The organism is Pseudoflavonifractor phocaeensis, from assembly GCF_021531375.1.
Lineage (GTDB): Bacteria > Bacillota > Clostridia > Oscillospirales > Oscillospiraceae > Lawsonibacter > Lawsonibacter phocaeensis_B.
On record NZ_JADYTU010000027.1, the window covers coordinates 1 to 21,056 of the forward strand.

Sequence of the window (21,056 nt, forward strand, 5' to 3'; positions counted from 1 at the left end):
CGTTGGTCAAGCGGTTAAGACGGCGGCCTCTCACGCCGCAAACATGGGTTCGATTCCCGTACGGGTCACCATTTTTCAAAATGGTTCTTGACAATTGAGCAAAAACGGATATAATACTTACTGTTGGGAAGACGGTAAGGAGAGAAAAACAAAATGTTTTCTTTGCTTACTTTCTTCTCGGAGAAAGTAAAGTTGGTGTTGATTAGGGCGAGGGTCCACCCGTTCCCATTCCGAACACGGAAGTTAAGCTCGCTTCTGCCGAAGATACTTGCCTGGAGACGGGCCGGGAAAATAGGTAACGCCAACACAAGGGTCCGGTCCAGCCGGGCCGGACCCTTTCACATTCCTCAATAGCTCAGTCGGTAGAGCATGCGGCTGTTAACCGCAGGGTCGTTGGTTCGAGTCCAACTTGGGGAGCCAAAGAAAAGCGGCTTGCCGCCAAGCATGACGGCAAGCCGCTCTTTCCAAACTTAACGTGCGACGGTCATGGGCCTTTAGCTCAGTTGGTTAGAGCAGCCGGCTCATAACCGGTCGGTCCACGGTTCGAGCCCGTGAAGGCCCACCATATAGGGGTATAGCTCAGCTGGTAGAGCAGCGGTCTCCAAAACCGCGTGCCGAGGGTTCGATTCCTTCTGCCCCTGCCATTGTAGATCACAGAGCAATCTGTTTGTATAGTTTAAATGGCTCGGTAGTTCAGTTGGTTAGAACGCCGGCCTGTCACGCCGGAGGTCGAGGGTTCAAGTCCCTTCCGAGTCGCCATTTAAAGCTTTCAGCCGAATGGCTGTTTGAATAGCCCCCGGGAATACCCGGGTCGCCTTGGTAATTCCAGGCATGGCCTGTTCACAATAGTTCCCCGAAAGGGGACAAACATGCTGCTATAGCTCAGTCGGTAGAGCGCATCCTTGGTAAGGATGAGGTCGGCAGTTCGAATCTGCCTAGCAGCTCCAGAAAAACCCGTTGTCCCGTAAGGGATAGCGGGTTTTGTTTTGCCTAGCGGGTAGACTAACCGGAGGAAATAGAATAAAGGATTACATTATAATATGTAGAAAAAGCAGGGTATTTCTTCCGGACGGTTGAAATACCCTGCTTTTTTAGAGATCGGTCCACACTATTGGTGTTGGCCAATATAGGTCTTGATATCCGCGCCAAGGGAGTTAAATTGGTTTTTGTCTCGGGGGTGAGGGGCATATGAATGGTGACAAAGTCCTATCCCTTCAGCACCTCGTCTCTGGATATGCTCCCAGCCCATGTACTTATACTTGTGCTAATTCCAGTCGATCTTGACGTCGATGATGAGACATTTCATAATAATTTCCCCCTCATTTTTCAGAGGGCTCATTTTCTTTTTTCACTGATTTAGCGGGATAGCGTTTGTCGATTTTAGAAATGTACGGATACTTCCGGATCAGGAACAGCAGTCCGACAGACAGTACCGTCAACAGATTCTCCAGCGGTGCGGTATGCTCCACGATCATCTGGCGGGAGACGGCAAGCAGCATCACATCCACCACGGAATCGATGGAGTAGCTTGCAATCATTGTGATCAATTCCAGGCCGGTGATAATGAGGCGGGCACTGGACAACTGGTACTGGAGATAGGCGGTGTTGTAGAACAGTTTGGTTACATTCAGGGAACATACGATGCCTACTGTGGAAATGACGCAGTGGACCAGAATTATGATCCCCAGGACTAGCTCGCTCAACTCAGCGGCCCGGGCCAGCCGCTGCTGCAAGCTGGGACCTCCCTCCTGCTTAAACTTTTTAATATTCATAGCTTCGTACTGTGTAGCTGGTATGCAGGATCTGATGGGCCCGTTCGCTGCCGGGACTGCCCAGATATTCCGCATAGACCTGTTTGACCAGGGGGTTTTCATGACTTTTCCGCAAAGCCATCCGCTGATCCTCGTCGTAAAGAGCTTTGGCCCGCAGCCCTTTCAAGTCCGTAAAGTTGCGCACATCCGCCAGCTAGGTGGGTTGGCCTCCGCCATTGATACAGCCGCCGGGGCAGGCCATAATCTCGATGAAATCATACCGCTTCTCTCCGGATTTTACCGCGTCCAGCACCAGGGAGGTGTTGTGGATACCACTGACACAGCAGACCCGGACAAGGGCCTTGCCGATCTCATACTCCGCCTCCTTGATGCCCCGGTCCGTCCCCCGGACCGCCTGGAAAACCGGGTCGGCCAGCTCCTTGCCGGTCAGGGTTTCAGCGGCAGTGCGCAAAGCGGCCTCCATCACGCCGCCGGTGACACCGAACAGATGGCCCGCGCCGCTGGCAATGCCAAGCGCTGGGTCAAAATCTTCGTCCGGCATCTGGTTGAAAAGTAAACCGGCCCGTTTGATCATGTTGTCCAGAGCACGGGTGGTCAGAGCGATGTCCACATCCGGGATGCCCTCTCCCGCGGCACATTCGCCCTCTCGTTTGTGCTCAAACTTTTTTGCGGTGCAGGGCATAACAGAGATACAGACGATATTCTTGGGGTCCAGGCCGTTTTTCTCAGCGTAGTAGGTCTTGGCCAAGGCCACGAACATCTGCTGGGGACTTTTGCAGCTGGACAGGTTGGGGATAAATTCCGGATAGAACTCCTCACAATATTTTACCCAGCCGGGGCAGCAGCTGGTGATGATGGGAAGCCGTTCCCCTGTTTTGAGCCGCTCCATGAACTCGGCGGCCTCCAGAATGGTGGATCCGGCGGGAGCGCGGCAAGGGATGTTGTTAATATTCAGTTCGACCATATCCACGGTCTGTAAATTCAATTTTTCCATGCTCTCCGCTCCTTTCAGGTCCGGCTGACAGCGTCAAACCGGCATTTTTCAATGCAGCTGCCGCATTTGATGCACTTTTCGTTGTCGATCTTGTGGGGATTCTTTACGCTCCCCATGATGGCCCCGGCGGGACAGGCCCGGGCGCAGGCGGTACAGCCCCGGCACTTGACAGGATCGATCTGATAGGTGAGTAGGGCCCGGCACACTCCGGCGGGGCAGCGTTTGTTGACGATGTGCTCCACATACTCGTCCCGGAAGTACCGCAGGGTGGACAGCACCGGATTGGGCGCGGTCTGGCCCAATCCGCACAGACTGTTCTCCTTGATAAAGGCAGCCAGCTCCTCGACGGCTTTCGCCACAGCTGGACTCATAGCCGAATACTCAGGTTCTTTCATGTTGTCTCCTTTCGCTGGGGGTGGCTATTGCTGTTGGCCCCGGAATTGGAGGAGGCGGGCTGGCCTCCGGTGTCCCCTCCGCAGGCGGCCAAGGCCAGGGTCATGCATAAGGCCAGGGCAAGGGCTGTCAGTCGTTTCATGTGTCTCATAACTACGCACTCCTTTTTTTCAAAAATTGCAGTTTTATTTCCACGACCGCCATTGCGTCGGAGAAATCGGGCTTTATACAAAAGTCATAATAATTTCTTTCTGATAGCATGATTTTATGGTAAAAATTTGTTTCGTCAATAGAACCGGCGCAACCTGCGCTGTTGAGGGGATGAACCGCTGTATTTTCGGAGTGAATCGCAGGCTGAACCAGGCCTTCCGAAGAAAGCCGCAAAAAAGTTCTTGATTTCGTCCAAAAAAGGTGATAACGAAAACTTATTCCAAGATTGGAACAGAAGCGGAGGGAGCAGGATGGAACATGAGCTTTTGGAGTATCTGCTGGTAAATATCAGCCTTTTGGTCCTGGTGGCGGCTATTTTGACCGAACTGGCTCCCCTGCGGCAGCTGCTGAAAAAGCAGGACAAATCCCTGGGAGAACAGCTGTGACTTGGAGTGATCTTCGGGATGCTGTCCATCAGCGGCACCTATACCAGTCTGGGACTTCAGGGTGCGCTGGTGAACACCCGGGTGGTCAGCACCCTGGCCGCCGGGCTGGTGGGAGGGCCGATCCCCGGCCTGTGCGCCGGACTTCTGGGCGGCGTTCACCGCTTCTTCTACGACCCGGCCAGCTTTTTACCTCACTGGCCTGCGGGGTCGGGACCTTCTGCTTCGGAGTGGTCGGCGCGATCGCCTATGGAAGGATGCCGCAAAAAAAGGGCCGGAATATGGCTCTGGTCCTGCTTGTCGTTTTGTCCGAGCTGCTTCAATCCGTCCTGATCTTCCTGTTTTCCCGTCCCTTTTCCGCCGCTTTGGACCTGGAAAAGGTGATTTTGCTGCCCAAGCTGGTGATGAACTCCCTGGGTCTGGTCCTGTTCATGGGACTTTTGAGCCGGTTTAACCGCAGCGTGACCATCGGGTTGGCGGAGCAGCAGCAAATGGCCCTGTTTATCGCGCAAAAATGCCTCCCCTCGCTGCGGGAAGGCCTGACGAATTGGCAGGCCATGCAGTAGGTAACGGATACCGTGCGGGAGAACCTGCCCGAATTTCGGGTGGCGATCACAGACCTGGACCAAGTGGTGGCGGCCAGCGGGATGGAATGGAACAGCCTTCCGCTCCTGGCCCGAAAGGCCATGGAAAGCGGGAAACGGGCCGTGGAGCGGGATGCTTCGGAGCTCTGCGGTTCCGCCAAGTACCGGGAACGCGCCATGATTGCCGCGCCCCTCACCTGCGGGGAGGAATGCATTGGGTCGCTGCTCTTTTGCGTGCCGCAGGGCCCCAATCTGATCCTGGAGGCCGACTGCCGCACTGCGGAAAGCCTGGCTCAGTTCTTTTCCGCCTTGCTGGAGCTGGCGGAGTTTCAGCATCAGATCCAGCTGCGCCAGCAGGCGGAGCTGCGGGCCTCCAGTCCCAGATCGATCCCCATTTTTTGTTTAACTCCCTTCCCCAGAAAGCCAAGGAGATGATCCTCGTTCTGGCAAATTATTTTCGCCAGGCGCTCAGCATCAACGAGCCCTTTGTTACGCTGGAGCAAGAGCTGTCCAATGTGGACAACTTCCTGACTCTGGTTGAGGCGCGGTTTGAGGACGCGATCTGTGTGGAGTGGGACCGGCCGGAGCCGCTGCCTGTGGCCTATCTGCCGCCCCTCATCCTCCAGCCGATCGTAGAGAACGCGGTGCGGCATGGCGGGACCTCAGTGGACGACCAATATGTCCATATCAAAATTCAGCAGAGAGGAGAGTGTGTCTGCATCAAGGTTGCCGACCACGGACATGGCTTCCCGCCGGAAATTTTAGAGCGGCTCCAGGACCCCGGGACCCCGGCTATACCGGGCTGTTCAACGTCCAGAAGCGTCTGCGCTCCGTCTATGGAAGCCAATGCAGCTTTACGGTGGACAGCTCAGAGAAGGGGTCAATTGTAGCGTTTTCCATCCCGGTTATACCACCCGGCGGTCTGCGGCCCGGAACAGAAAGGAGTACGGCTTATGCGTATCGCAGTAATTGACGACGAAAAACTGACCCGCATGGAATTGGTCCGTCTCATTTATGAGGATTTTCCGCAGGCGGAGATATATGAGGCCGGGAGCGGCGTTCAGGCGATGCAGCTGCTGGAAAAGAAAACCTTCGACTTCCTGTTCATTGATGTCCGCCTGGGAGATATGGAGGGGACGACGGTAGCTTCTTTGGCCCGGCGGCTGATACCGGATGCCAAGATTATTTTTGCCACCGCCTACTCGGAATACGCGGTGACCGCCTTTGAGCTGCAAGCGAACGACTATATACTCAAGCCCTATGACCCTGCCCGCATCCGCCAGATTCTCGGTCAGTATGAAAAGACCCACCCGGAGCAGGACGATGAATTCCGGATTGCCGTCAACACCAATCGCCGCCATACGGTCCTGCTGGCGCTGGATGAGATCACATATATTGAGTCAGATGGCTCCGGCAAGCACTGCGTCATCCACGCCCTTACCGGAGAACAATACAGTGACAACACAGCCCTGGGGGTCTTTGAGGAACGGCTGCGGGGAAAGCGGTTCTATCGGATCCACAAGTCTTACCTGGTTCATTTGAAGTATGTACAGGATATCTTTCCCTGGAGCGGGAGCGATTTTGCCCTTCGGGTCCGGGGCTCCAGCGCCGAACTGCCTATCAGCCGGGATAAGCTGAAAGGACTGAGGGCGTATCTGCATATCTGACACAGGTTAAAAAAGATAAAACAGCAGCCTGAACGTGCCAACGTTCGGGCTGCTGCCGCGTTGTTTTCACAAAGACAACCATCGGCTCTGTGCAGCTGGCATGTAATAAAAAGCCCGGGCGTGGCAATAATGATGCCGGACAGAATGGGTCCTGTCTGGTGTTTGATGCCTTTTTCAGTTCATCATATAGAGAGAATTCATGGGCTGGTTTTCCGTTTCGGGCTACTTGGGCAGTTCCGTTATAAATAAATTGACAAGCTTATATGAGAAAGATAAAATTGAATGTACGACAACAGTCACAAAGGCAGTGCCGTTGTGGCTTCAAAACCGGGCGTCTGCCCGAGTAAAGGTAAAGACGGAGCGCGCTATGAGAGAAGATTTGACGATTCGACTGGAACAGTTCAAGAAACAATACGCTGCGGAAGCAGCCGTACAGGGGCGCATTACAAAACCGCCCGTGGAGTTTATCGGCGAGGAGATCCTGGATCTGGCCGTTTCCGCCTTGCTGCAGGGCGAAAATATCCTGCTGTGCGGAGGAAAGGCCACCGGAAAAAACATATTGGCGGACAACCTGGCCTGGTTATTTGCAAGACCCGTCTACAATGTTTCGTTCCATGTGAACACCGACAGCAGCACCCTGATCGGGACCGATACCTTTGTCGGCGGGGAAGTGCGGCTGCGCAACGGCCCGGTGGCACAGGCGGCCCAGCACGGCGGCTTCTGCATTCTGGATGAGATCAATATGGCAAAGAATGACGCCGTTGTGGTGATGCACTCGGTATTGGACTACCGCAGGCTGATCGATGTGCCGGGGTATGAATGCATCCCTATGCACCCGGCCACCCGCTTTATTGCCACCATGAACTACGGGTACGCGGGGACCCGGGAACTGAACGAAGCGCTGGTCTCGCGTTTTGCGGTGATCCGCATGCCGACGCTGCAGCCCCAGCAGCTGCACCGGCTGCTGCAAGCCGACGTCCCCAACGCGGCGGAGGAGCACATCGACCGCTGCATTGGGTTGTTTATGGATCTGAACGAGAAAGCGGTCAATGGAGAGATCTCCACCCATCCGGTGGATCTGCGCGGCATGATTGCCGCCCTGCGGCTGATGACAGACGGAATGCGCCCGAAGGACGCAGTGGCGCTCAACATTACCAACAAATGCTTTGACGAGTATGAGTATCAGCTGGTTCAGGATGTTGTGATGACAAGATTTGTCTGACGGGAGAGCAACGTGAGTATTGATAGAGAGGAAAGCCTGTTTCTGACGGTTTCCGAGGATCACAGCAAAAGAAAATATCCGGAATACATTCTCCTTATGAGCGACCCGTATCGAAAGGCGGGCGGCATGATCTCGGTGTATGAGGGTGTGATCCTGGGCGGCGGGGATAAGCTGTTTGGGCTGGACGAGCTGAACTTGTGGCTCAGGCGGCACCGCTATGCGGCATATGACATGCATGTCCTGCTCCCCATCACCCATATCTGCCTGGAATATGTAGTGCGCAAAAAGCTGGCGGACGAGCGGCCCGGCGTCCCGGTCATGGCGGAACAAGCCGCCCGGGAGCTGCTGGACTATGATCCCCTGCGGCTGCGGCACTCCTCACGGGGCTGGATGAGCATCTATTGGCTGACGGAAGAATTTCCCCGGACGGCGAACGAGGAGAGCCGCCGGATTCTAAAAAATTTTTCCGGTTTTGAGCATGTGCTGCAGCTGTTCACGCAGCTGGTGGAGGAGAGCGTGAACTGTGCGGACGCAAGGGCGCTGGTGGAGCAGGCCGTGCAGCTGTACAAGGAGATTTTCACCAAATACTTTGCGCCCGACCACAGCCACGACGAGCTCCCCGTATTCGAACTTTCCGATGACCTGTGGGAGGGACAACACCTCGCTCCGGACCAGGTGCAGCCTCCGGAGCCGGATGATTCCCAGCCGGAACTGAAATATAAGAAGGCCAGCGACACCTCGGCGGACGGCATGGAGCTGTCCGAGGAGGCGCTGGCGGCGATCCCCGAGTACCTCGCCCAAAACTTCGGCCCCAGCTTTCAAACGGAAAAGGCCATGAGGGAGATCGAGCGCACGGTCTGCGTGGGTATCCATGAGGGACGTAAGCTGCTCTTTACAGACGGCCTTCCGGAAAGCGCATACAAGGAAGCCTCTCCCAGAGCCGGTGCGTTGAGAGCGTGCCGGGATGCCAACCTGCGAATGCTGGAGGAGCACGAGAACTCTGCCCGGCAGGGGATCCGGAGCATTGAGCAGGCGTTTCGAAATGCGCTGAATTTAAAAAATGACCCGGAGATCTACCGCGCAGACCACGGTGTGCTGGTAAACAGCGCCCTGTGGAAGGTGGGACGCTGCAAAGAGCCGCAGCTTTTTCACAAGGTATTTCGTCAGGATCAATCCACCGTTGTGGTGGAGCTGCTGATCGATGCCAGCGGATCACAGGCTGTCCGTCAGTCCATGGTGGCGCTGCAGAGCTATCTGTTCAGCGCCGCCCTGAGTGGGATCCAGATCCCACACCGGGTAATGAGCTACTGCACCTATGGGGATCACACGGTGCTGAGGCGCTTTCGGGATTACGATGATAAGCCCGAGGCGGATCGCAAGATTCTGGAGTATCGGGCGACCTCCAACAACCGGGATGGGCTGGCGCTGGCCGCCGCCGGGATTGACCTTTTAAAGCGGCGGGAGGATCATAAGATCGTCATCGTCTTTAGTGACGGCCTGCCCAACGATATGGTGAGCGGCAGACACCGGCCGGGCGCCCCGGAAAAGTATATCGGGAACGCGGCCATACAGGATACCTGCTTTCAGGTCAGAAAGCTGCGCCGAGAGGGCGTACATGTCATCGGCATCTTTTTGGGCGATGACAACGAGCTGGAAAATGAGCGGATGATCTACGGCGCTTCCTTTTTGCGCATCCGGCGAGCGGAGGACTTTGGGGGCTCCGCCGGGAAGCGGCTGAGCGAAACGCTGCTGTTACTGTAATCAGAAGGCCACTGGCCGGTCAAGCGGTTGAACGGCCCGGCATGAGCGGACAGGAACCCCCACTCATAAAAAACGAAATAAGCGGCGGATAAGTTCAGAAAGCACAGGGCAGGAAGTTTTGAGCTCCGGCCCTGTGTTTTTGTGCTTTTATATGACCTGGGCCATGAAACCGCGCATGGCTTCCGCCGTTTTGTCCTGCTTGCGTCTTGCGGCCTGGGCATAGGTTCGAAGGGCAAAAACGCATTGTCGCCGCCCGGTTTGCCGGACACAGGCTTGACATCCATACCGTCTTGCGGAGCCAGGGGAAAACCACCGCGGCTCATACACGAAAAAATGACCACTGCCCGGTTCGGGCAGTGGTCACGGTGCGCGGCAAAGTTGGGAGAAACGGCGGGGGCGGGGGAAGCGGACCGGCCGCGCAAGAACGCCTCTTAAAAAATTTGGATCACAGGATATCCGTGAGATCTTGATCAATTGCGCCGACGAGCTGTTTGCCGTCAATCCTGGACCGTATCAAGCCGGAGGAACAGGGTCTGTCCCACGGCAAATGGGCCGCCGCTGGTCAGTTCCGCCTTGACCTTTACGCTGCGCTGGTTCCGGTTGCCGCTATTCTCGTAGTCCTCCGGGGGATAGACGGCCTGCAGGTCGATGTAGGTGACGGTGCCTCTCGCCGCTTCCTCCTGGCTGCCCTGACGGTACAGGACCAGTTCCTCCTCAAAGGCGATCTGGTCCAGATACTCCTGGGGCAGATAGCACACAAAATACTGCAGATCTCCGGCGGACAGCTGAAAGACGCTCTGGCCGGGGACCACGGTGACGCCGGGCTCCAGCGAGGCGCCGATGACCACTCCGTCCGCGGCGGCGCGGATGCTGTAATCCTCCCGGCTGGCCTCCAACTGGTCGATCTGCAGCTGCGTCAGGTCCATTGCCTCCTGCGCGGCGGCAATGGCGTCCTCATCCGCGGAGGGCAGCTGGATGGCTTCCACGCTGTTTTGCGCGGCGGAAAGCTGGGCCTGGGCGGTGACCACCTGGGACTGCGCCGACTCTGCCGCCAACTCGAACTGCCGCAGCTCCGCCCCGGAGATGGCCCCGATGTCGTAGAGCTGCCGCTGGTCCGAGAGGTCCTGCCGGGCGGTGGTCAGAGCGCTTTCCGCCTGACGCAGCGCCTCCCGGCACACGGTCACATTGTCCTGCGCGGCCCCGCGGGCGGCCTGGGTGGCCGCCTCGCCGGCGGGGGACTTCAGCTGCTCCATTTGGGCGGCCTGAATGGCCAGCGTCTGCCGCAGCTGGGCGATCTGGTAGTCCACGGCGCCGTCGTCGATGACGGCCAGCACGTCCCCTGTATGTACCTGCTGGCCGGCCTGGACCAGCACCGATTCCACCGTGCCGCCCGCCTTTGTGTAGCAGGTATGGGAGGCGATCTCCACCGACCCCTCCAGCAAAAACTGGCTGTCCTTGGGCAAAAACTCAAAAACCAGCAAAGCGGCCGCGGCGGCCAGGATGGGCACGGAGATCAGAGTGAAATTCCGTGGAGATAATTTTTTCTTCATGACGATTCCCCCGCTTCTCAGATGGGAAGATTCTTCCGGTCAAACACCCACACGCTCAGTCCAAACAGCGCCAGGACGAGGCCGGCCAGCAGCAGGTCCAGCCCCGCCGTTCCGCTGCCCTCCAGAATGCGCTGGGTGTCCAGCAGCGAAAAGATTGACAGCTTTTTCAGCCACTCGGACTGGGAGGACACGCCGCCCAGCATGAACAGGAGCAAAAAGCCGATGTTCACGCCGGCGGAGAAGGACAGTGCCAGCTTCGAGTCGTTGAAGTAACAGGAATAGAAAAAGCAGATCATGCCCACCAGCATGGTGAGCAGCGCCGCGTTGATGTTCAGCCGCAGGAAAATGCTCCGGTTGAGCATGTCTCCAAAGAACATCCGGCAAACGGCGCTGCCGCCGATGTGCAGGACTGCGAACAGCATTGCGATGGAGGAGAGCAGAACGGCTCCCTTGGTCACGATAATGGTCCGGCGGGATACCGGGGCCATCAGGAGATAAGCGAAAGACCCGTTGTCCACCAGTTTTGCCACCAGCCGGTTGGCCGCCACGATGCAGTAGATCATGGGAAACATGAACACCAGAAACCCGTAGTAGTAATCGGCCAGGAAGCTGGTCAGGTTGGTGGACACGGAGTTGAAGCCGAAGCTGGACATCAGACCCTCCGGCAGCAGCTCCAGCATGCTGGCCAGCGCGGAGGTGTCGGTGGGGTCGAACATGAGGGACATGACGGAGAAGTACATCATCATCACATAGGCGATGATGGCCCACAGGATGGCGTTCCCCTTCAGGTCCGCCTTAAACAGCGTCAGATTCATGGGCCTCCTCCTTTCCGTACAGGTGGAGGAAGATGTCTTCCAGACTTTGCTTCTTCGACTCCAGGGAGACCACGTCCAGCCGGCCCAACAGCCGCAGCAGAGCGCCGACCTGGTCGCTTCGGACGGAGACTTCATATCTGCCGGACCCGACCGGGACGACGTGCGCCCCCAAGGCGGTCAGCCCGGAGGCGTCCAAGGGCCCGGCAAGCTGGATGAGGAAGGACTTTCGCTGCGTCTGGCCCAGAGTGTGGATGTCGCCCTGCATGGCCACCTGGCCCTCCTTGATGATGACCACCTGGTCGCAGGTCTTCTCCACTTCCTCGAAAATATGGCTGCTCATGAGGATGGTCTTGCCCCGCTTTTTCTCGCTGAGCACCAGCTCGGTAAAGCGGCTCTGCATCAGCGGGTCCAGGCCGCTGGTGGGCTCGTCCAGGATAATGACCTCGGGGTCGTGCATGAAAGCGGCGATGATGCCCACCTTCTGCTTCATGCCTTTGGAGTAGCGTTTAATTTTGCCGGACAGGTCGATCTCAAACATCTCCGCCAGTTCCTGTTGGCGGGCATGGCCTTTCGTGCCCCGCATCCGCGACAGAAACGCCAGAAACTGCCGCCCGGTCATCCCGTCCAGAAAGGCAATCTCACCCGGGAGATACCCCAGAAAGCGCTGGATGGCCGGCGCCTGCCGGCGGCAGTCCAGCCCGCGGATGGCGCAGCTGCCCCGGTCCGCTTTGGAATAGCCCAGCAGGCAGCGGATGGTGGTGGTCTTTCCGGCGCCGTTGGGGCCGAGGTAGCCCAGCACCTGGCCCTCCTTCACCTGGAAGGAGACGTCCCGGATCCCCTTGCCGTTGGGATATTGCAGCGTCAGACCTTCGACTTCTATCATGCCTGTGAACCTCCTCCCAAGCGGCGCCCTTCCGCGGTCACGTTTCGGAGCGTCCGGTTTGTTACAGCATACCGCAGCCGGCGGGTCCGGTCAATGATTCCGGTGCATTTTCGTGGGGGATTTGTGGGAGCCTTCCTTGCGCTTGCCGGCTCATTACACACAGATGGTCGAAAACCGCCGCGTTTCATGTCCGCCGGGCTGCCGCGGGGCAAGCCTGATACAAAATGATCCCGGCTGGCTGGCCTGCGGCCCGCAGTGCCGGGTATAAGAAGAAAATGACCACCGCCGGGGAAAGCGGTGGTCACGGTACGCCCCGGAGGCGGCAAAACGAAACAAAATGAGCAGGAGCGCCTTTTGAAACGCTGCGGCAAAACGCGCGGAACTGGATTGAAAAGATCCCGTTCCGTGCGTTTTTATATGGATCGGGGAAAATCTTGGCGGCACAGGGGAAACGGCCGCGCAGAAACGCCCCGTCTCTCGCCGCCTGGGCACGGGCCTACGCTTCGCTTTCCTTATTGCACTGGATCATCCGGTAACCCACGCCGATGTGGGTCTGGATATATTGGGGATGACTCTGGTCCGGCTCCAGCTTTTTCCGTAACGTCGCCATAAAGACCCGCAGGGAGGGCAGCTCCGCGGCGATGCATTCAGCGGAAGTGCCCCAAATCTCGCTGATGATATAGTTGTGGGTCAGGACCTTGCCGGTGTTTTTGGCCAGCAGGCACAGCAGCTTGTACTCAATAGGCGTCAGATGCAGCTCCTGCCCGTCCCTGTAGGCGCAGCCCGCGGCATAGTCGATGACAAGGCCGCCGTTTTGATAGCGCACCGCCTCCTCGCTGGTTTTCTGACTGTCGTACCGCACCCGGCGCAGGGCCACCCGCAGGCGGGCCAGCAGCTCGTCCACGGAGAAGGGCTTGGTCAGATAGTCGTCCGCCCCGGCGTCCAGCGCCGCCACTTTATCCCGGTCATCGGAGCGGGCGGACACCACGATGATGGGCATATTGCTCCAGGACCGGATCTTCTGGATGATCTCCAGACCGTCGATGTCGGGAAGACCCAGGTCCAGCAGCATCACGTCCGGCCGGTAGGAGAGCGCGTCGATCACCGCCTCCTGACCGTTCTTGGCCCGGTGGAACTGGTAGTTCTGGGTCTCCAGTGTTGTGGCGATCAGGTTGCCGATGGCGGCGTCATCCTCAACAAACAGAATTTGCGGCTTATTCATAGGGCCTTACCTCCGATGCGTGTAATGTAAAGCGGAAAACAGTGCCGTGGGGATCGTTGTTTAAAGCCTCGATCTTGCCGCCGTGGGCGGTGATGATGGACTTGCAAAGGGAGAGCCCCAGGCCCAGCCCACGCCGCCCGTCGCCCCGCTCATTGTTGGCGGTATAGAACATATCAAAGAGCTTTTCCTTCGCCTCGTTGGGAATGCCCGGACCGTCGTCGGCGATCTCAACGATGGCCAGCTGGTCGGACTTTCTGGCTGACAGGGTGATATGGGACCCCTCTGGCGTATACTTGATGGCGTTGTTCACGATGTTGATGACCACCTGCACCATCAGCCGCGCGTCCATGTCGGCCATCAGCATGTCATCGGCCAGATCGACCCGGATATGGTGCTTGCCGGCGTTTCGGTCCAGATGGGACAGAGCCTCGGCGAAAATGTCTGACAGCATTTCCGGTTCAATGTTCATATGGACGTGGTTATTCTCGATTTTGGTGATGGACAGCAGGTTCTCCACCAGGTTGATCAGCCACATGGCGTCGTCGTAAATGGCGGTGAACAGGCTGCGCCGCTTTTCCGGCTCCAGCTGGTCGGCGCGCTCCATCAGGATGTTGGCGTTGCCGGAGATGCTGGTCAGGGGGGTGCGAAGGTCATGGGAAATGGCCCGCAGCAGATTGGCCCGCAGGGCCTCCTGGTCCGCCTGGGCCTCCGCCTTCTGCTTTTCCCGCACGGTGAGTTCTTTTTCCAGCGCAAGGCCGCACTCGTCCAGCAGGGCCACCATCAGGTTCTTTTCAAAGGATTGGAGCGGCTGGCCGCCGCCCACCGCGATGCCCACCACAGCCAGAGCGCCGCCGGTGCCCCGGATCGAGAGATACAGGCATTTCGCGTTTGGCAGAGTGTTGGTTGTGGCTCCGGCGTGCTTGTTGTTCTTCAGCACCCATTCCGCCGCCGCCTCCTCAGAGGGCGTCAGCAGCGCGGACAGGTCCGTTTCTTCAGAAAAGGGGAACCGCATGGCCGGCAGAAGCCCGCCCCGGCCGTCCGACTGGTAGACCACCAGGTCCCGTTCCAGCAGGTGGCCCAGCTGCTGGGCCGCGATGGTCAGAATTCCCTCGGCGCCCTCGGCGTTTTGCAGCTTGTGGCTGGATTCCAACAGGATCGCGGTGCGGTAAGCCTTATCCGCGTTCATCTTTGCCTGTGTTTTGACGCGGATGGTCAGCGAGCTGCTGAGCAGGGCCACCAGGAACATGATGCCGAAGGTGGCGATATAGCTGGGATCGCTCCGCAGGGTGAAGTAGGGGTCGGTGAAAAAGAAGTTGAAAAGCAGCACCGACAGTACCGACGCCACCAAACTGTAGCTGCGCCCCGTCGTGACCATGGAGATCACCAATACGCCCAGCAGATACAGCATGATGATGTTGGTATCCGAAATGCCCAAAAAGGAGAAAAAGTAGCCGCCCAAGGTGCATCCGGACAGAACGGCCAGCATCTTTACGATGTCCATTGCGGAGAGCCGCTCCTGAATCCGACCGTATCTTGAAAAACGGCGGGGCTGTTTCCTCCCCCGCTGATCGGGGATGATGTAGATATCCAGATCCGGGGCGAGATCGTTCAGACGGTCTACCAGATTTTTGGTGGGATGCAGTCCCCCGCGGCGGGGGCTGCGGCCCAGGACGATCTTGGAGATGCCGCTGATGCGGGCATACTCCGCGATCTGCACGGCCGGATCGTCTCCGTAGGTAGTGGTGATCTTGGCGCCCAGCTCCTCCGCCAGACGCACGTTGGCGCTGACGCGCTTTCGGTCATCCTCAGACATGGACGCCAGCTCCGGCGTCTCAACGAACAGGGCGGTAAAGGCACCGTGGAAGGCCCTTGCCATCCGGGCGGCGGTCCGGATCACCTTGGCGTTGGAGGGAGAAGAGGAGAGACAGATCAGAATATGTTCGCCTGCTTTGGGCTTGTCCTGACCCTCCAGCCAGGGCACCGCGTCCAGACGGTCGGCGGTACGCCGCAGGGCGATCTCCCGGAGGGAGGCCAGGTTCTTGTCGGTGAAAAAGTGTCCCAAGGCCCGGGCGGCCTGACGGGGCCGGTAGATTTTTCCTTCCTGCAGCCGTTCCCGCAGGTCCGCCGGCTCCAGATCCACCAGCTCCACCTGATCGGCAGAGTCAAACACGCTGTCCGGGATTCGTTCGGAGACGGCCACGCCGGTGATGGCGGCCACCTTGTCGTTCAGGCTCTCCAGATGCTGGACATTGACGGTGGTGTAAACGTCGATGCCCGCCCGCAGCAGTTCCTGCACGTCCTGGTAGCGCTTGACATGACGGCTGCCTTCGGCGTTGGTGTGGGCCAGCTCGTCCACCAGGATCAGCTGGGGCTTGCGCGCCAGAGCGGCGTCCAGGTCGAACTCCCGCAGCTCGGTCCCTTTATAGGGGATCTTCCGGACGGGCAGCCGCTCCAGCCCCTCCAGCAAAGCCATCGTCTCCGGCCGGGTATGGGGCTCGATATAGCCGGCCACCACATCCACGCCGGAGGCTTTGGCCCGCCGGGCGGCTTCCAGCATGGCATAGGTCTTGCCCACGCCGGCGGCGTAGCCGAAAAATATTTTCAATCGGCCCTCTGTTTGCGCTTCTGCCTGCTGGATACCTGGCAGAAGCAGATCGGAATCCGGCCGGCACTCATCCATCATGGGAGTGGCTCCTTTCCGTTTGGATGTTGTTTTGTAACCATTATAGCTTATTGAGAGCAGAAGCTCCACAGCAATCTTTTTCTTTCGGGGCGTTGGACTGTGCGGACGCCCCCCGCGTTGCCGCCCGCTCTTCTTCCTCGTCCCAATAGGGGGAAATGCCGCCTTCATCCCAAAAACGGCCCAGACGGCCCATGGCAAAATACCCCACGATGACGACAAAGGCAAACCCACCGATCAGCACCAGAGTTTCCATGCAGATCCCTCCTCAAAGCGCGATCCATGTAAGAACGTGCTTTTCCTAACTACATTATAAACTCAAACGCCTATGTGTGAGATTTGCGTTTTTCGTGTGGGATTAAGATTACATTAATACCGGCCGTCCCGGGAGACCTCGCTTGGGTGCTGCCACCGTCCGCCGGCTGGGATGGATCCTTGCCTTGGTACCGGCGGCCTATCCGGCGGTTCTTCAGCTCCGCCCCTTAATATAATCTTAATGCCCCGCAAAGAACCCTAATGAAGTCCTCATCCCCCATTGAAAATGAATATGATATAATAAAATCAATCTTTATACTTTCTTATGGTCAGCTTTACAGAGGAGGCCGCTTCAGCGTGTTAAAGAAGAAACTGCAAGCGGCATTTATGCCGTTATGGAAAAGCGATCGGGTGTCGCCCGCCCGCGTTATCATCGTTGGGTTCCTGCTCCTGATCCTGTTGGGAACGGCGCTGCTCATGCTTCCCTTTTCCACGCACCAGTGGGGCGGCGCGTCGTTTTTTGACGCGCTGTTCACCGCCACCTCCGCCACCTGCGTCACCGGTCTTGTGGTCCGCGACACGGCGAGCTATTGGTCCGGGTTTGGGCAGCTGGTCATCCTGCTGCTGATCCAGGTGGGCGGCATGGGCGTTGTCACCATGGCCGTCGCCATCTTTATTTTTTCCGGGAAGCGGATCGGGCTGAAGCAGCGCTGGGTCATGCAGGAATCCATCTCCGCGCCCCAGGTGGGGGGCATCGTCCGCATGACCGGCTTCATCCTCAAAACTGCCTTTGCCATGGAAGGGTTGGGGGCCGTGATCCTGGTGACCCGGTTCTGCCCGCGATTCGGCCCGTGGCGTGGGTTGTGGTATTCGGTTTTCCACTCCATCTCCGCTTTCTGCAACGCTGGCTTTGATCTGATGGGGCGGGAAGCCCCTTTTTCCTCCCTGACCGGCTATGTGGGGGATCCGGTTATCAATATTGTAATCGCTTCACTCATCGTCGTGGGCGGCGTGGGCTTTCTGACCTGGCAGGACATTTCCGCCCACCGCCTCCGTTTCAAGGAATACCGCCTGCAAAGCAAGATCATTCTGGTCACGACCGCCGCTCTGCTGCTGTTTGGATTTCTCTTCTTCCTGCTCTATGAGTTTCAGCTGCCGCAGTGGGGCGGGCTGTCCCTGGGGGAAAAGATCCTGGCCGCGCTGTTTCAGTCGGTCACGCCGAGAACAGCCGGCTTCAATACCGTGGATCTGGCCCGGATGTCTGAGCCAAGCCAGCTGCTGACCATCCTGCTGATGCTTACCGGCGGTTCGCCCGGTTCCACCGCCGGCGGCTTCAAGACCACCACCTTTGCCGTTCTGCTTCTGAGCGCCGTCGCGGTCTTCCGGCGGCGGCGCAGCGCCCAGTGCTTCGGACGGCGGATCCAGGAGCCCGCGCTCCAGAGCGCCTGTGCGATCTTCCTGCTGTATATTTTGTTCTTCCTTACGGGAGGCATCCTGATCTGCTGTATCGACCAGGTCCCGCTGATGGACGCCCTGTTTGAAGCGGCCTCCGCCATCGGCACGGTGGGCCTGTCTCTGGGCGGCACCGCGCGGTTTTCGGTGTTGTCCAGGCTGGTCCTGATTTTCCTGATGTATTTCGGGCGGGTGGGCGGCCTGACCCTGATTTACGCCGTGACCGCCGGAAACGGTGTGTCCGCATCCCAATTTCCCCAGGAGCCGGTGACGGTGGGATAAGAAAGGAGTTTGCCTATGAAGTCTGTGCTTTTGATCGGATTGGGACGCTTTGGGCGGCACATGGCCGAGAAGCTGCGGGAACTGCACCATGAAGTGCTGGCGGTGGACCGGAATGAGCAGCGGGTCAATGAGATCCTGCCTCTGGTGACCAACGCCCAGATCGGAGACGGCACCAACGAGCAATTTGTTGAGTCGCTGGGGGTCCGGAATTTTGATTTGTGCGTGGTGGCGATCGGCGACGATTTTCAAAGCTCCCTGGAGACTACGGCTCTGTTGAAAGAGCACGGAGCCCCCTTTGTGTTGTCCCGGGCGAACCGCGATGTGCACGCCAAATTTCTGCTGCGAAATGGCGCGGACGATGTGGTTTATCCGGAAAAGCAAATGGCCTCCTGGGCGGCGGTGCGGTACAGCGCCGACCACATCTTCGACTATATCGAGCTGACGGATGACCACTCCATTTTTGAGACGGCGGTACCCGCCTCCTGGGTGGGCAAGACCATTGTGGAGCTGGCCGTCCGGCAGAAGTACCATATCAACATTTTGGCCACCAAACGTGATGGCAAGCTGGAACCCCTGCCCGGCCCTGCCCACTGCTTCCGCGGGGACGAGACGATCTTCATTCTGGGCGGAAACCGGGACGCGCAGCGGTTTTTGAAGTTGTGAAGCCGCCGCGTTTCTGATCAAAATGGCACAAATCCGACGCAGTATAGGAAAATCCCTGGATCTTGGCAGATCCAGGGATTTTTGCCTTTTTGAATATTGTGGAAAAACGCGGCATTGAAAAAAGATTTTTTACAATCATCCGCTTTGAAGGCGCTCATCAGGGGGAGATCCTGGGCAGAGTCCAGCGGTAGTGGCTGGCCAGAAGCCGCAGGACGATGACCAGCAAGGTGCTGATGATGATGGCGCCCGAGGGAAAGAGGGACTGCAGCCAGTAGTAGCACAGTGCGCCGGCCAGGGAGGCCAGGGCGTAGACGTGCTTGCGCAGGACGGCAGGGGTGGAGCGGCTCAGCACATCCCGCAGCATCCCTCCGCCCACGCCGGTGGTCATGCCCAGAAAGACGCAGAAGAAGGCGTTGCTCCCAAAGCCCGCGTTGATGGTGTTCTGCACGCCGATGACGGAAAAGATCCCCAGCCCGGCGGCGTCGAAAAAATTCAAAATGGCGTCGTTAATGAAGCGGATGGGTTTTCCCTGTCTGCATTTCAGCCAGGACAGCAGAAACACCAGCAGGGCGGTCAGCACCGCGGTCAGCAGATAGATGTAGTTCAGGAACGCCTGGGGCGGGATCTGGCCCAACAGCAGGTCGCGGACCACGCCGCCGCCGATGGCGGTCACTGCCCCGAGAAAGATGACTCCAAACAGATCCAACTCCCGCTCGATGGCCAGAATGGCGCCCGAAATGGAAAAAGCGACGGTCCCTGCCAGTTCAGTCAGAAAAAACAGAATGCTCATATCAAAATTCAAGATAAATCACGACCCTCCCTAGCGAATTTTGCGGAACGCCGGCAGCGTGCCGGGATACATTAAAATTATATCAAGGCCCGGGCCTGTTTGCAAGGCGGGGCAGCAAAAGGGCGGAATTATGGACTTTCGAAACTGCATTCGGCTAAAGTGACAAAAAATGGGCGAGTTTTTTGTGTATATTTTTCCTTGGGTCTGAAAGAAAAAATAAAAATGTAACCGTTTTTGTAACCGGGTTGTGCTATAATACAACCATAACAAAGGCGGCGCCAGCGACCGCGCGGACTGAGAACGCGTACCGGCGCCGCAAATATAGGACAGAAAAGAGCAAACCACGCGAAAGCGTGGGACGCAAAGCCCGAAGGCTAAAGCGGGGGATCTCCGCCATGCCGGTTCAGCCGCCTGTGTCGCCCGTGAGACGGGTGCTCTTTTCGAAGGAAAAAGGAGCCGACGACCGCGGGGTCGCCAGGCTTTTTGTTTTTCTAGAGGAGAACAGCCATGGGAAGGACCCGACAGACAGAAAAAAACCCCCTGCGGAAGCTGAGCAAGCTGGAGCTGCTGGAGCTGCTGGCCCAGCAGGAGCGGGAGCTTCAAAGCCTCCGCGCCCAGCTTGCGGAGAAGGAAGCCCAGCTTGAGGACCGGATGCTGACGATCCGGGACTCAGGCTCCATTGCGGAAGCGGCGCTGAAACTCAACGACATTTTCGAGGTGGCACAGAAGGCGGCCGATCAATACCTGGAAAATGTAAAAGCCCGTGCTTCCCAGCCGACCGGCGGTGTCTGGCCGGTTTTGGAGCAGTCGGATGAGGAGAAGCCGTCATGATGGGAAGAAAACAAGAGGGGGATAAGTACCTGCAGTACCCCACTCTGGATCAGATGGAAGAGGAGATTTCCCGACTGAAATACCGGAAGCGGTACGGCAGGGCCCTGCGAGGCACCGTTTACTCCCTGGCGGTGGTGGCCGCGGTGGCCATTCTGGTCGCTACCCTGTGGATGCCGGTCCTTCAGATCACCGGCGCCAGCATGGCCCCCACGCTGGTGGACGGCCAGTTTGTGGTGGCGGTCAAGAAGAGCGAGTTTCAGACGGGAGATATCACAGCGTTCTACTATAATAACAAGATCCTGATCAAACGAGTTATTGCCTCGGCCGGTGACTGGGTGGACATCAGTGAGAACGGTGACGTCTACGTCAACGGCGTTCTTCTGGAGGAACCCTATATCAAGGAAAAGTCCCTGGGCGAGTGCAACATCGAATTCCCCTACCAGGTACCCGACGGCAAGGTCTTCGTCATGGGCGACGACCGTGCGGTGTCTCTGGACAGCCGGACCACGGCGGTGGGCCCGGTCAGTAAGGAGCAGGTGCTGGGCCGGGTGGTGTTTCGGGTCTGGCCCCTAAGCGCCTTTGGACGCGTGGAATAAACAAGCGAGATCCCATTCAGTGTGTGAAATACAAAATTACCATATAGGGAA

At 57.9% G+C, this 21,056-nt stretch carries 20 protein-coding genes, 5 tRNA genes, 1 rRNA gene, 3 pseudogenes and 1 riboswitch; of the genes and pseudogenes, 18 read left to right on the plus strand and 11 right to left on the minus strand.

Annotated features, from left to right (window positions below; genetic code table 11):
* Positions 1-191 precede the first annotated feature (191 nt).
* The 6 genes from rrf (at position 192) to I6E39_RS08900 (ending at position 947) form a co-directional block, all read left to right on the plus strand.
* A 5S ribosomal RNA gene (gene rrf, locus I6E39_RS08875) occupies positions 192-307 on the plus strand.
* Positions 308-344: 37 nt separating this feature from the next.
* Positions 345-420: transfer RNA gene (locus I6E39_RS08880), tRNA-Asn, on the plus strand.
* A gap of 68 nt (positions 421-488) precedes the next feature.
* Positions 489-565: transfer RNA gene (locus I6E39_RS08885), tRNA-Ile, on the plus strand.
* Positions 566-568: 3 nt separating this feature from the next.
* Positions 569-644: transfer RNA gene (locus I6E39_RS08890), tRNA-Trp, on the plus strand.
* A gap of 38 nt (positions 645-682) precedes the next feature.
* Positions 683-759, plus strand: a tRNA-Asp gene (locus I6E39_RS08895).
* A gap of 112 nt (positions 760-871) precedes the next feature.
* Positions 872-947, plus strand: a tRNA-Thr gene (locus I6E39_RS08900).
* 372 nt (positions 948-1,319) lie between these two features.
* Here the strand turns inward: I6E39_RS08900 and I6E39_RS08905 are convergent.
* The 4 genes and pseudogenes from I6E39_RS08905 to I6E39_RS08920 all read right to left on the minus strand — a co-directional run bounded on the left by I6E39_RS08905 (position 1,320) and on the right by I6E39_RS08920 (position 3,310).
* Positions 1,320-1,733 carry a hypothetical protein gene (locus tag I6E39_RS08905; RefSeq protein WP_235381243.1) on the minus strand — a complete coding sequence of 138 codons (414 nt, stop codon included), beginning with the start codon at positions 1,731-1,733 and terminating at the stop codon, positions 1,320-1,322.
* 28 nt (positions 1,734-1,761) lie between these two features.
* Positions 1,762-2,694 (minus strand): annotated as a pseudogene (locus I6E39_RS08910) ([Fe-Fe] hydrogenase large subunit C-terminal domain-containing protein); the annotation flags it as partial.
* An 86-nt stretch (positions 2,695-2,780) separates the two neighbouring features.
* Positions 2,781-3,113 (minus strand): annotated as a pseudogene (locus I6E39_RS08915) (indolepyruvate ferredoxin oxidoreductase subunit alpha); the annotation flags it as partial.
* Positions 3,114-3,157: 44 nt separating this feature from the next.
* The gene (locus I6E39_RS08920) at positions 3,158-3,310 is read right to left on the minus strand and encodes a hypothetical protein (protein WP_235381244.1); all 153 of its coding nucleotides are present in this window, start codon (positions 3,308-3,310) and stop codon (positions 3,158-3,160) included.
* 310 nt (positions 3,311-3,620) lie between these two features.
* On the opposite strand from I6E39_RS08920, the gene I6E39_RS11100 reads away from it, so the two are divergent.
* From I6E39_RS11100 to I6E39_RS08950, 8 genes and pseudogenes are all read left to right on the plus strand, one after another.
* The gene (locus tag I6E39_RS11100; protein WP_268842261.1) at positions 3,621-3,755 is read left to right on the plus strand and encodes a hypothetical protein; all 135 of its coding nucleotides are present in this window, start codon (positions 3,621-3,623) and stop codon (positions 3,753-3,755) included.
* A 6-nt stretch (positions 3,756-3,761) separates the two neighbouring features.
* Positions 3,762-3,914 (plus strand): annotated as a pseudogene (locus tag I6E39_RS11220) (LytS/YhcK type 5TM receptor domain-containing protein); the annotation flags it as partial.
* A complete protein-coding gene (locus I6E39_RS08925; RefSeq protein WP_338127129.1) occupies positions 3,887-4,318 on the plus strand; it encodes a LytS/YhcK type 5TM receptor domain-containing protein in 432 nt (143 codons plus the stop codon). The pseudogene I6E39_RS11220 and the gene I6E39_RS08925, both read left to right, overlap by 28 nt.
* A gap of 12 nt (positions 4,319-4,330) precedes the next feature.
* Positions 4,331-4,771: a GAF domain-containing protein gene (locus I6E39_RS08930; protein WP_235381245.1), complete on the plus strand. Its 441-nt coding sequence runs from the start codon at positions 4,331-4,333 to the stop codon at positions 4,769-4,771.
* On the plus strand, positions 4,768-5,226 hold the full coding sequence (locus I6E39_RS08935) for a sensor histidine kinase (protein WP_235381246.1): 459 nt from the start codon (positions 4,768-4,770) through the stop codon (positions 5,224-5,226). Before I6E39_RS08930 ends, I6E39_RS08935 begins: the two co-directional genes overlap by 4 nt.
* Positions 5,227-5,289: 63 nt before the next feature.
* Positions 5,290-6,003, plus strand: coding sequence for a LytR/AlgR family response regulator transcription factor (locus tag I6E39_RS08940; RefSeq protein ID WP_235381247.1), 714 nt, complete (start codon positions 5,290-5,292; stop codon positions 6,001-6,003).
* A gap of 367 nt (positions 6,004-6,370) precedes the next feature.
* The gene (locus I6E39_RS08945; protein ID WP_235381248.1) at positions 6,371-7,225 is read left to right on the plus strand and encodes an AAA family ATPase; all 855 of its coding nucleotides are present in this window, start codon (positions 6,371-6,373) and stop codon (positions 7,223-7,225) included.
* Between the two features lie 12 nt (positions 7,226-7,237).
* Positions 7,238-8,986: a vWA domain-containing protein gene (locus I6E39_RS08950; protein WP_235381249.1), complete on the plus strand. Its 1,749-nt coding sequence runs from the start codon at positions 7,238-7,240 to the stop codon at positions 8,984-8,986.
* A 497-nt stretch (positions 8,987-9,483) separates the two neighbouring features.
* Here the strand turns inward: I6E39_RS08950 and I6E39_RS08955 are convergent, their stop codons facing one another.
* The 6 genes from I6E39_RS08955 to I6E39_RS08980 form a co-directional block, all read right to left on the minus strand.
* Positions 9,484-10,536, minus strand: a complete 1,053-nt coding sequence (locus I6E39_RS08955; protein ID WP_235381250.1) for an HlyD family secretion protein — start codon at positions 10,534-10,536, stop codon at positions 9,484-9,486.
* 17 nt (positions 10,537-10,553) lie between these two features.
* Complete coding sequence (locus I6E39_RS08960) at positions 10,554-11,351, minus strand: ABC transporter permease subunit (RefSeq protein WP_235381251.1); 798 nt, start codon at positions 11,349-11,351, stop codon at positions 10,554-10,556.
* Positions 11,332-12,234, minus strand: coding sequence for an ABC transporter ATP-binding protein (locus I6E39_RS08965; protein WP_235381252.1), 903 nt, complete (start codon positions 12,232-12,234; stop codon positions 11,332-11,334). Before I6E39_RS08965 ends, I6E39_RS08960 begins: the two co-directional genes overlap by 20 nt.
* A gap of 496 nt (positions 12,235-12,730) precedes the next feature.
* Positions 12,731-13,456 carry a response regulator gene (locus tag I6E39_RS08970; RefSeq protein ID WP_235381253.1) on the minus strand — a complete coding sequence of 242 codons (726 nt, stop codon included), beginning with the start codon at positions 13,454-13,456 and terminating at the stop codon, positions 12,731-12,733.
* Entirely contained in the window at positions 13,449-16,136 is a 2,688-nt protein-coding gene (locus I6E39_RS08975) for an ATP-binding protein (RefSeq protein ID WP_420908191.1), read from the minus strand. The genes I6E39_RS08970 and I6E39_RS08975 overlap by 8 nt, the downstream gene beginning before the upstream one ends.
* A 43-nt stretch (positions 16,137-16,179) precedes the next feature.
* Complete coding sequence (locus I6E39_RS08980; RefSeq protein WP_235381255.1) at positions 16,180-16,392, minus strand: hypothetical protein; 213 nt, start codon at positions 16,390-16,392, stop codon at positions 16,180-16,182.
* Positions 16,393-16,778: 386 nt separating this feature from the next.
* On the opposite strand from I6E39_RS08980, the gene I6E39_RS08985 reads away from it, so the two are divergent.
* Both I6E39_RS08985 and I6E39_RS08990 read left to right on the plus strand, forming a co-directional pair.
* On the plus strand, positions 16,779-18,125 hold the full coding sequence (locus I6E39_RS08985) for a TrkH family potassium uptake protein (protein WP_235381256.1): 1,347 nt from the start codon (positions 16,779-16,781) through the stop codon (positions 18,123-18,125).
* Between the two features lie 15 nt (positions 18,126-18,140).
* Positions 18,141-18,788 (plus strand): potassium channel family protein, encoded by a 648-nt coding sequence (locus I6E39_RS08990; RefSeq protein WP_235381257.1) that lies wholly within the window; start codon positions 18,141-18,143, stop codon positions 18,786-18,788.
* 157 nt (positions 18,789-18,945) lie between these two features.
* Here I6E39_RS08990 and I6E39_RS08995 read toward each other — a convergent pair whose 3' ends face one another.
* The gene (locus I6E39_RS08995) at positions 18,946-19,578 is read right to left on the minus strand and encodes a trimeric intracellular cation channel family protein (protein ID WP_235381258.1); all 633 of its coding nucleotides are present in this window, start codon (positions 19,576-19,578) and stop codon (positions 18,946-18,948) included.
* A 325-nt stretch (positions 19,579-19,903) separates the two neighbouring features.
* Positions 19,904-19,993: riboswitch (cyclic di-GMP riboswitch) on the plus strand.
* Positions 19,994-20,085: 92 nt separating this feature from the next.
* On the opposite strand from I6E39_RS08995, the gene I6E39_RS09000 reads away from it, so the two are divergent.
* Together I6E39_RS09000 and lepB are read left to right on the plus strand one after the other, a co-directional pair.
* Positions 20,086-20,409: a DNA repair protein gene (locus I6E39_RS09000; protein ID WP_235381259.1), complete on the plus strand. Its 324-nt coding sequence runs from the start codon at positions 20,086-20,088 to the stop codon at positions 20,407-20,409.
* Entirely contained in the window at positions 20,409-21,005 is a 597-nt protein-coding gene (gene lepB / locus I6E39_RS09005) for a signal peptidase I (RefSeq protein WP_235381260.1), read from the plus strand. Before I6E39_RS09000 ends, lepB begins: the two co-directional genes overlap by 1 nt.
* Positions 21,006-21,056: the final 51 nt, after the last annotated feature.

What these genes read in the sequence shown, in the direction of transcription:
- lepB (WP_235381260.1), top strand. Translation starts at nt 20,409, where the DNA reads ATGGGAAGAAAACAAGAGGGGGATAAGTACCTGCAGTACCCCACTCTG.
- I6E39_RS08980 (WP_235381255.1), bottom strand. Translation starts at nt 16,392, where the DNA reads ATGGAAACTCTGGTGCTGATCGGTGGGTTTGCCTTTGTCGTCATCGTG.
- I6E39_RS09000 (WP_235381259.1), top strand. Translation starts at nt 20,086, where the DNA reads ATGGGAAGGACCCGACAGACAGAAAAAAACCCCCTGCGGAAGCTGAGC.
- I6E39_RS08945 (WP_235381248.1), top strand. Translation starts at nt 6,371, where the DNA reads ATGAGAGAAGATTTGACGATTCGACTGGAACAGTTCAAGAAACAATAC.
- I6E39_RS08985 (WP_235381256.1), top strand. Translation starts at nt 16,779, where the DNA reads ATGCCGTTATGGAAAAGCGATCGGGTGTCGCCCGCCCGCGTTATCATC.
- I6E39_RS08935 (WP_235381246.1), top strand. Translation starts at nt 4,768, where the DNA reads ATGATCCTCGTTCTGGCAAATTATTTTCGCCAGGCGCTCAGCATCAAC.
- I6E39_RS08975 (WP_420908191.1), bottom strand. Translation starts at nt 16,136, where the DNA reads ATGGATGAGTGCCGGCCGGATTCCGATCTGCTTCTGCCAGGTATCCAG.
- I6E39_RS08955 (WP_235381250.1), bottom strand. Translation starts at nt 10,536, where the DNA reads ATGAAGAAAAAATTATCTCCACGGAATTTCACTCTGATCTCCGTGCCC.
- I6E39_RS08970 (WP_235381253.1), bottom strand. Translation starts at nt 13,456, where the DNA reads ATGAATAAGCCGCAAATTCTGTTTGTTGAGGATGACGCCGCCATCGGC.
- I6E39_RS08995 (WP_235381258.1), bottom strand. Translation starts at nt 19,578, where the DNA reads ATGAGCATTCTGTTTTTTCTGACTGAACTGGCAGGGACCGTCGCTTTT.
- I6E39_RS08965 (WP_235381252.1), bottom strand. Translation starts at nt 12,234, where the DNA reads ATGATAGAAGTCGAAGGTCTGACGCTGCAATATCCCAACGGCAAGGGG.
- I6E39_RS08940 (WP_235381247.1), top strand. Translation starts at nt 5,290, where the DNA reads ATGCGTATCGCAGTAATTGACGACGAAAAACTGACCCGCATGGAATTG.
- I6E39_RS08920 (WP_235381244.1), bottom strand. Translation starts at nt 3,310, where the DNA reads ATGAGACACATGAAACGACTGACAGCCCTTGCCCTGGCCTTATGCATG.
- I6E39_RS08960 (WP_235381251.1), bottom strand. Translation starts at nt 11,351, where the DNA reads ATGAATCTGACGCTGTTTAAGGCGGACCTGAAGGGGAACGCCATCCTG.
- I6E39_RS08990 (WP_235381257.1), top strand. Translation starts at nt 18,141, where the DNA reads ATGAAGTCTGTGCTTTTGATCGGATTGGGACGCTTTGGGCGGCACATG.
- I6E39_RS11100 (WP_268842261.1), top strand. Translation starts at nt 3,621, where the DNA reads ATGGAACATGAGCTTTTGGAGTATCTGCTGGTAAATATCAGCCTTTTG.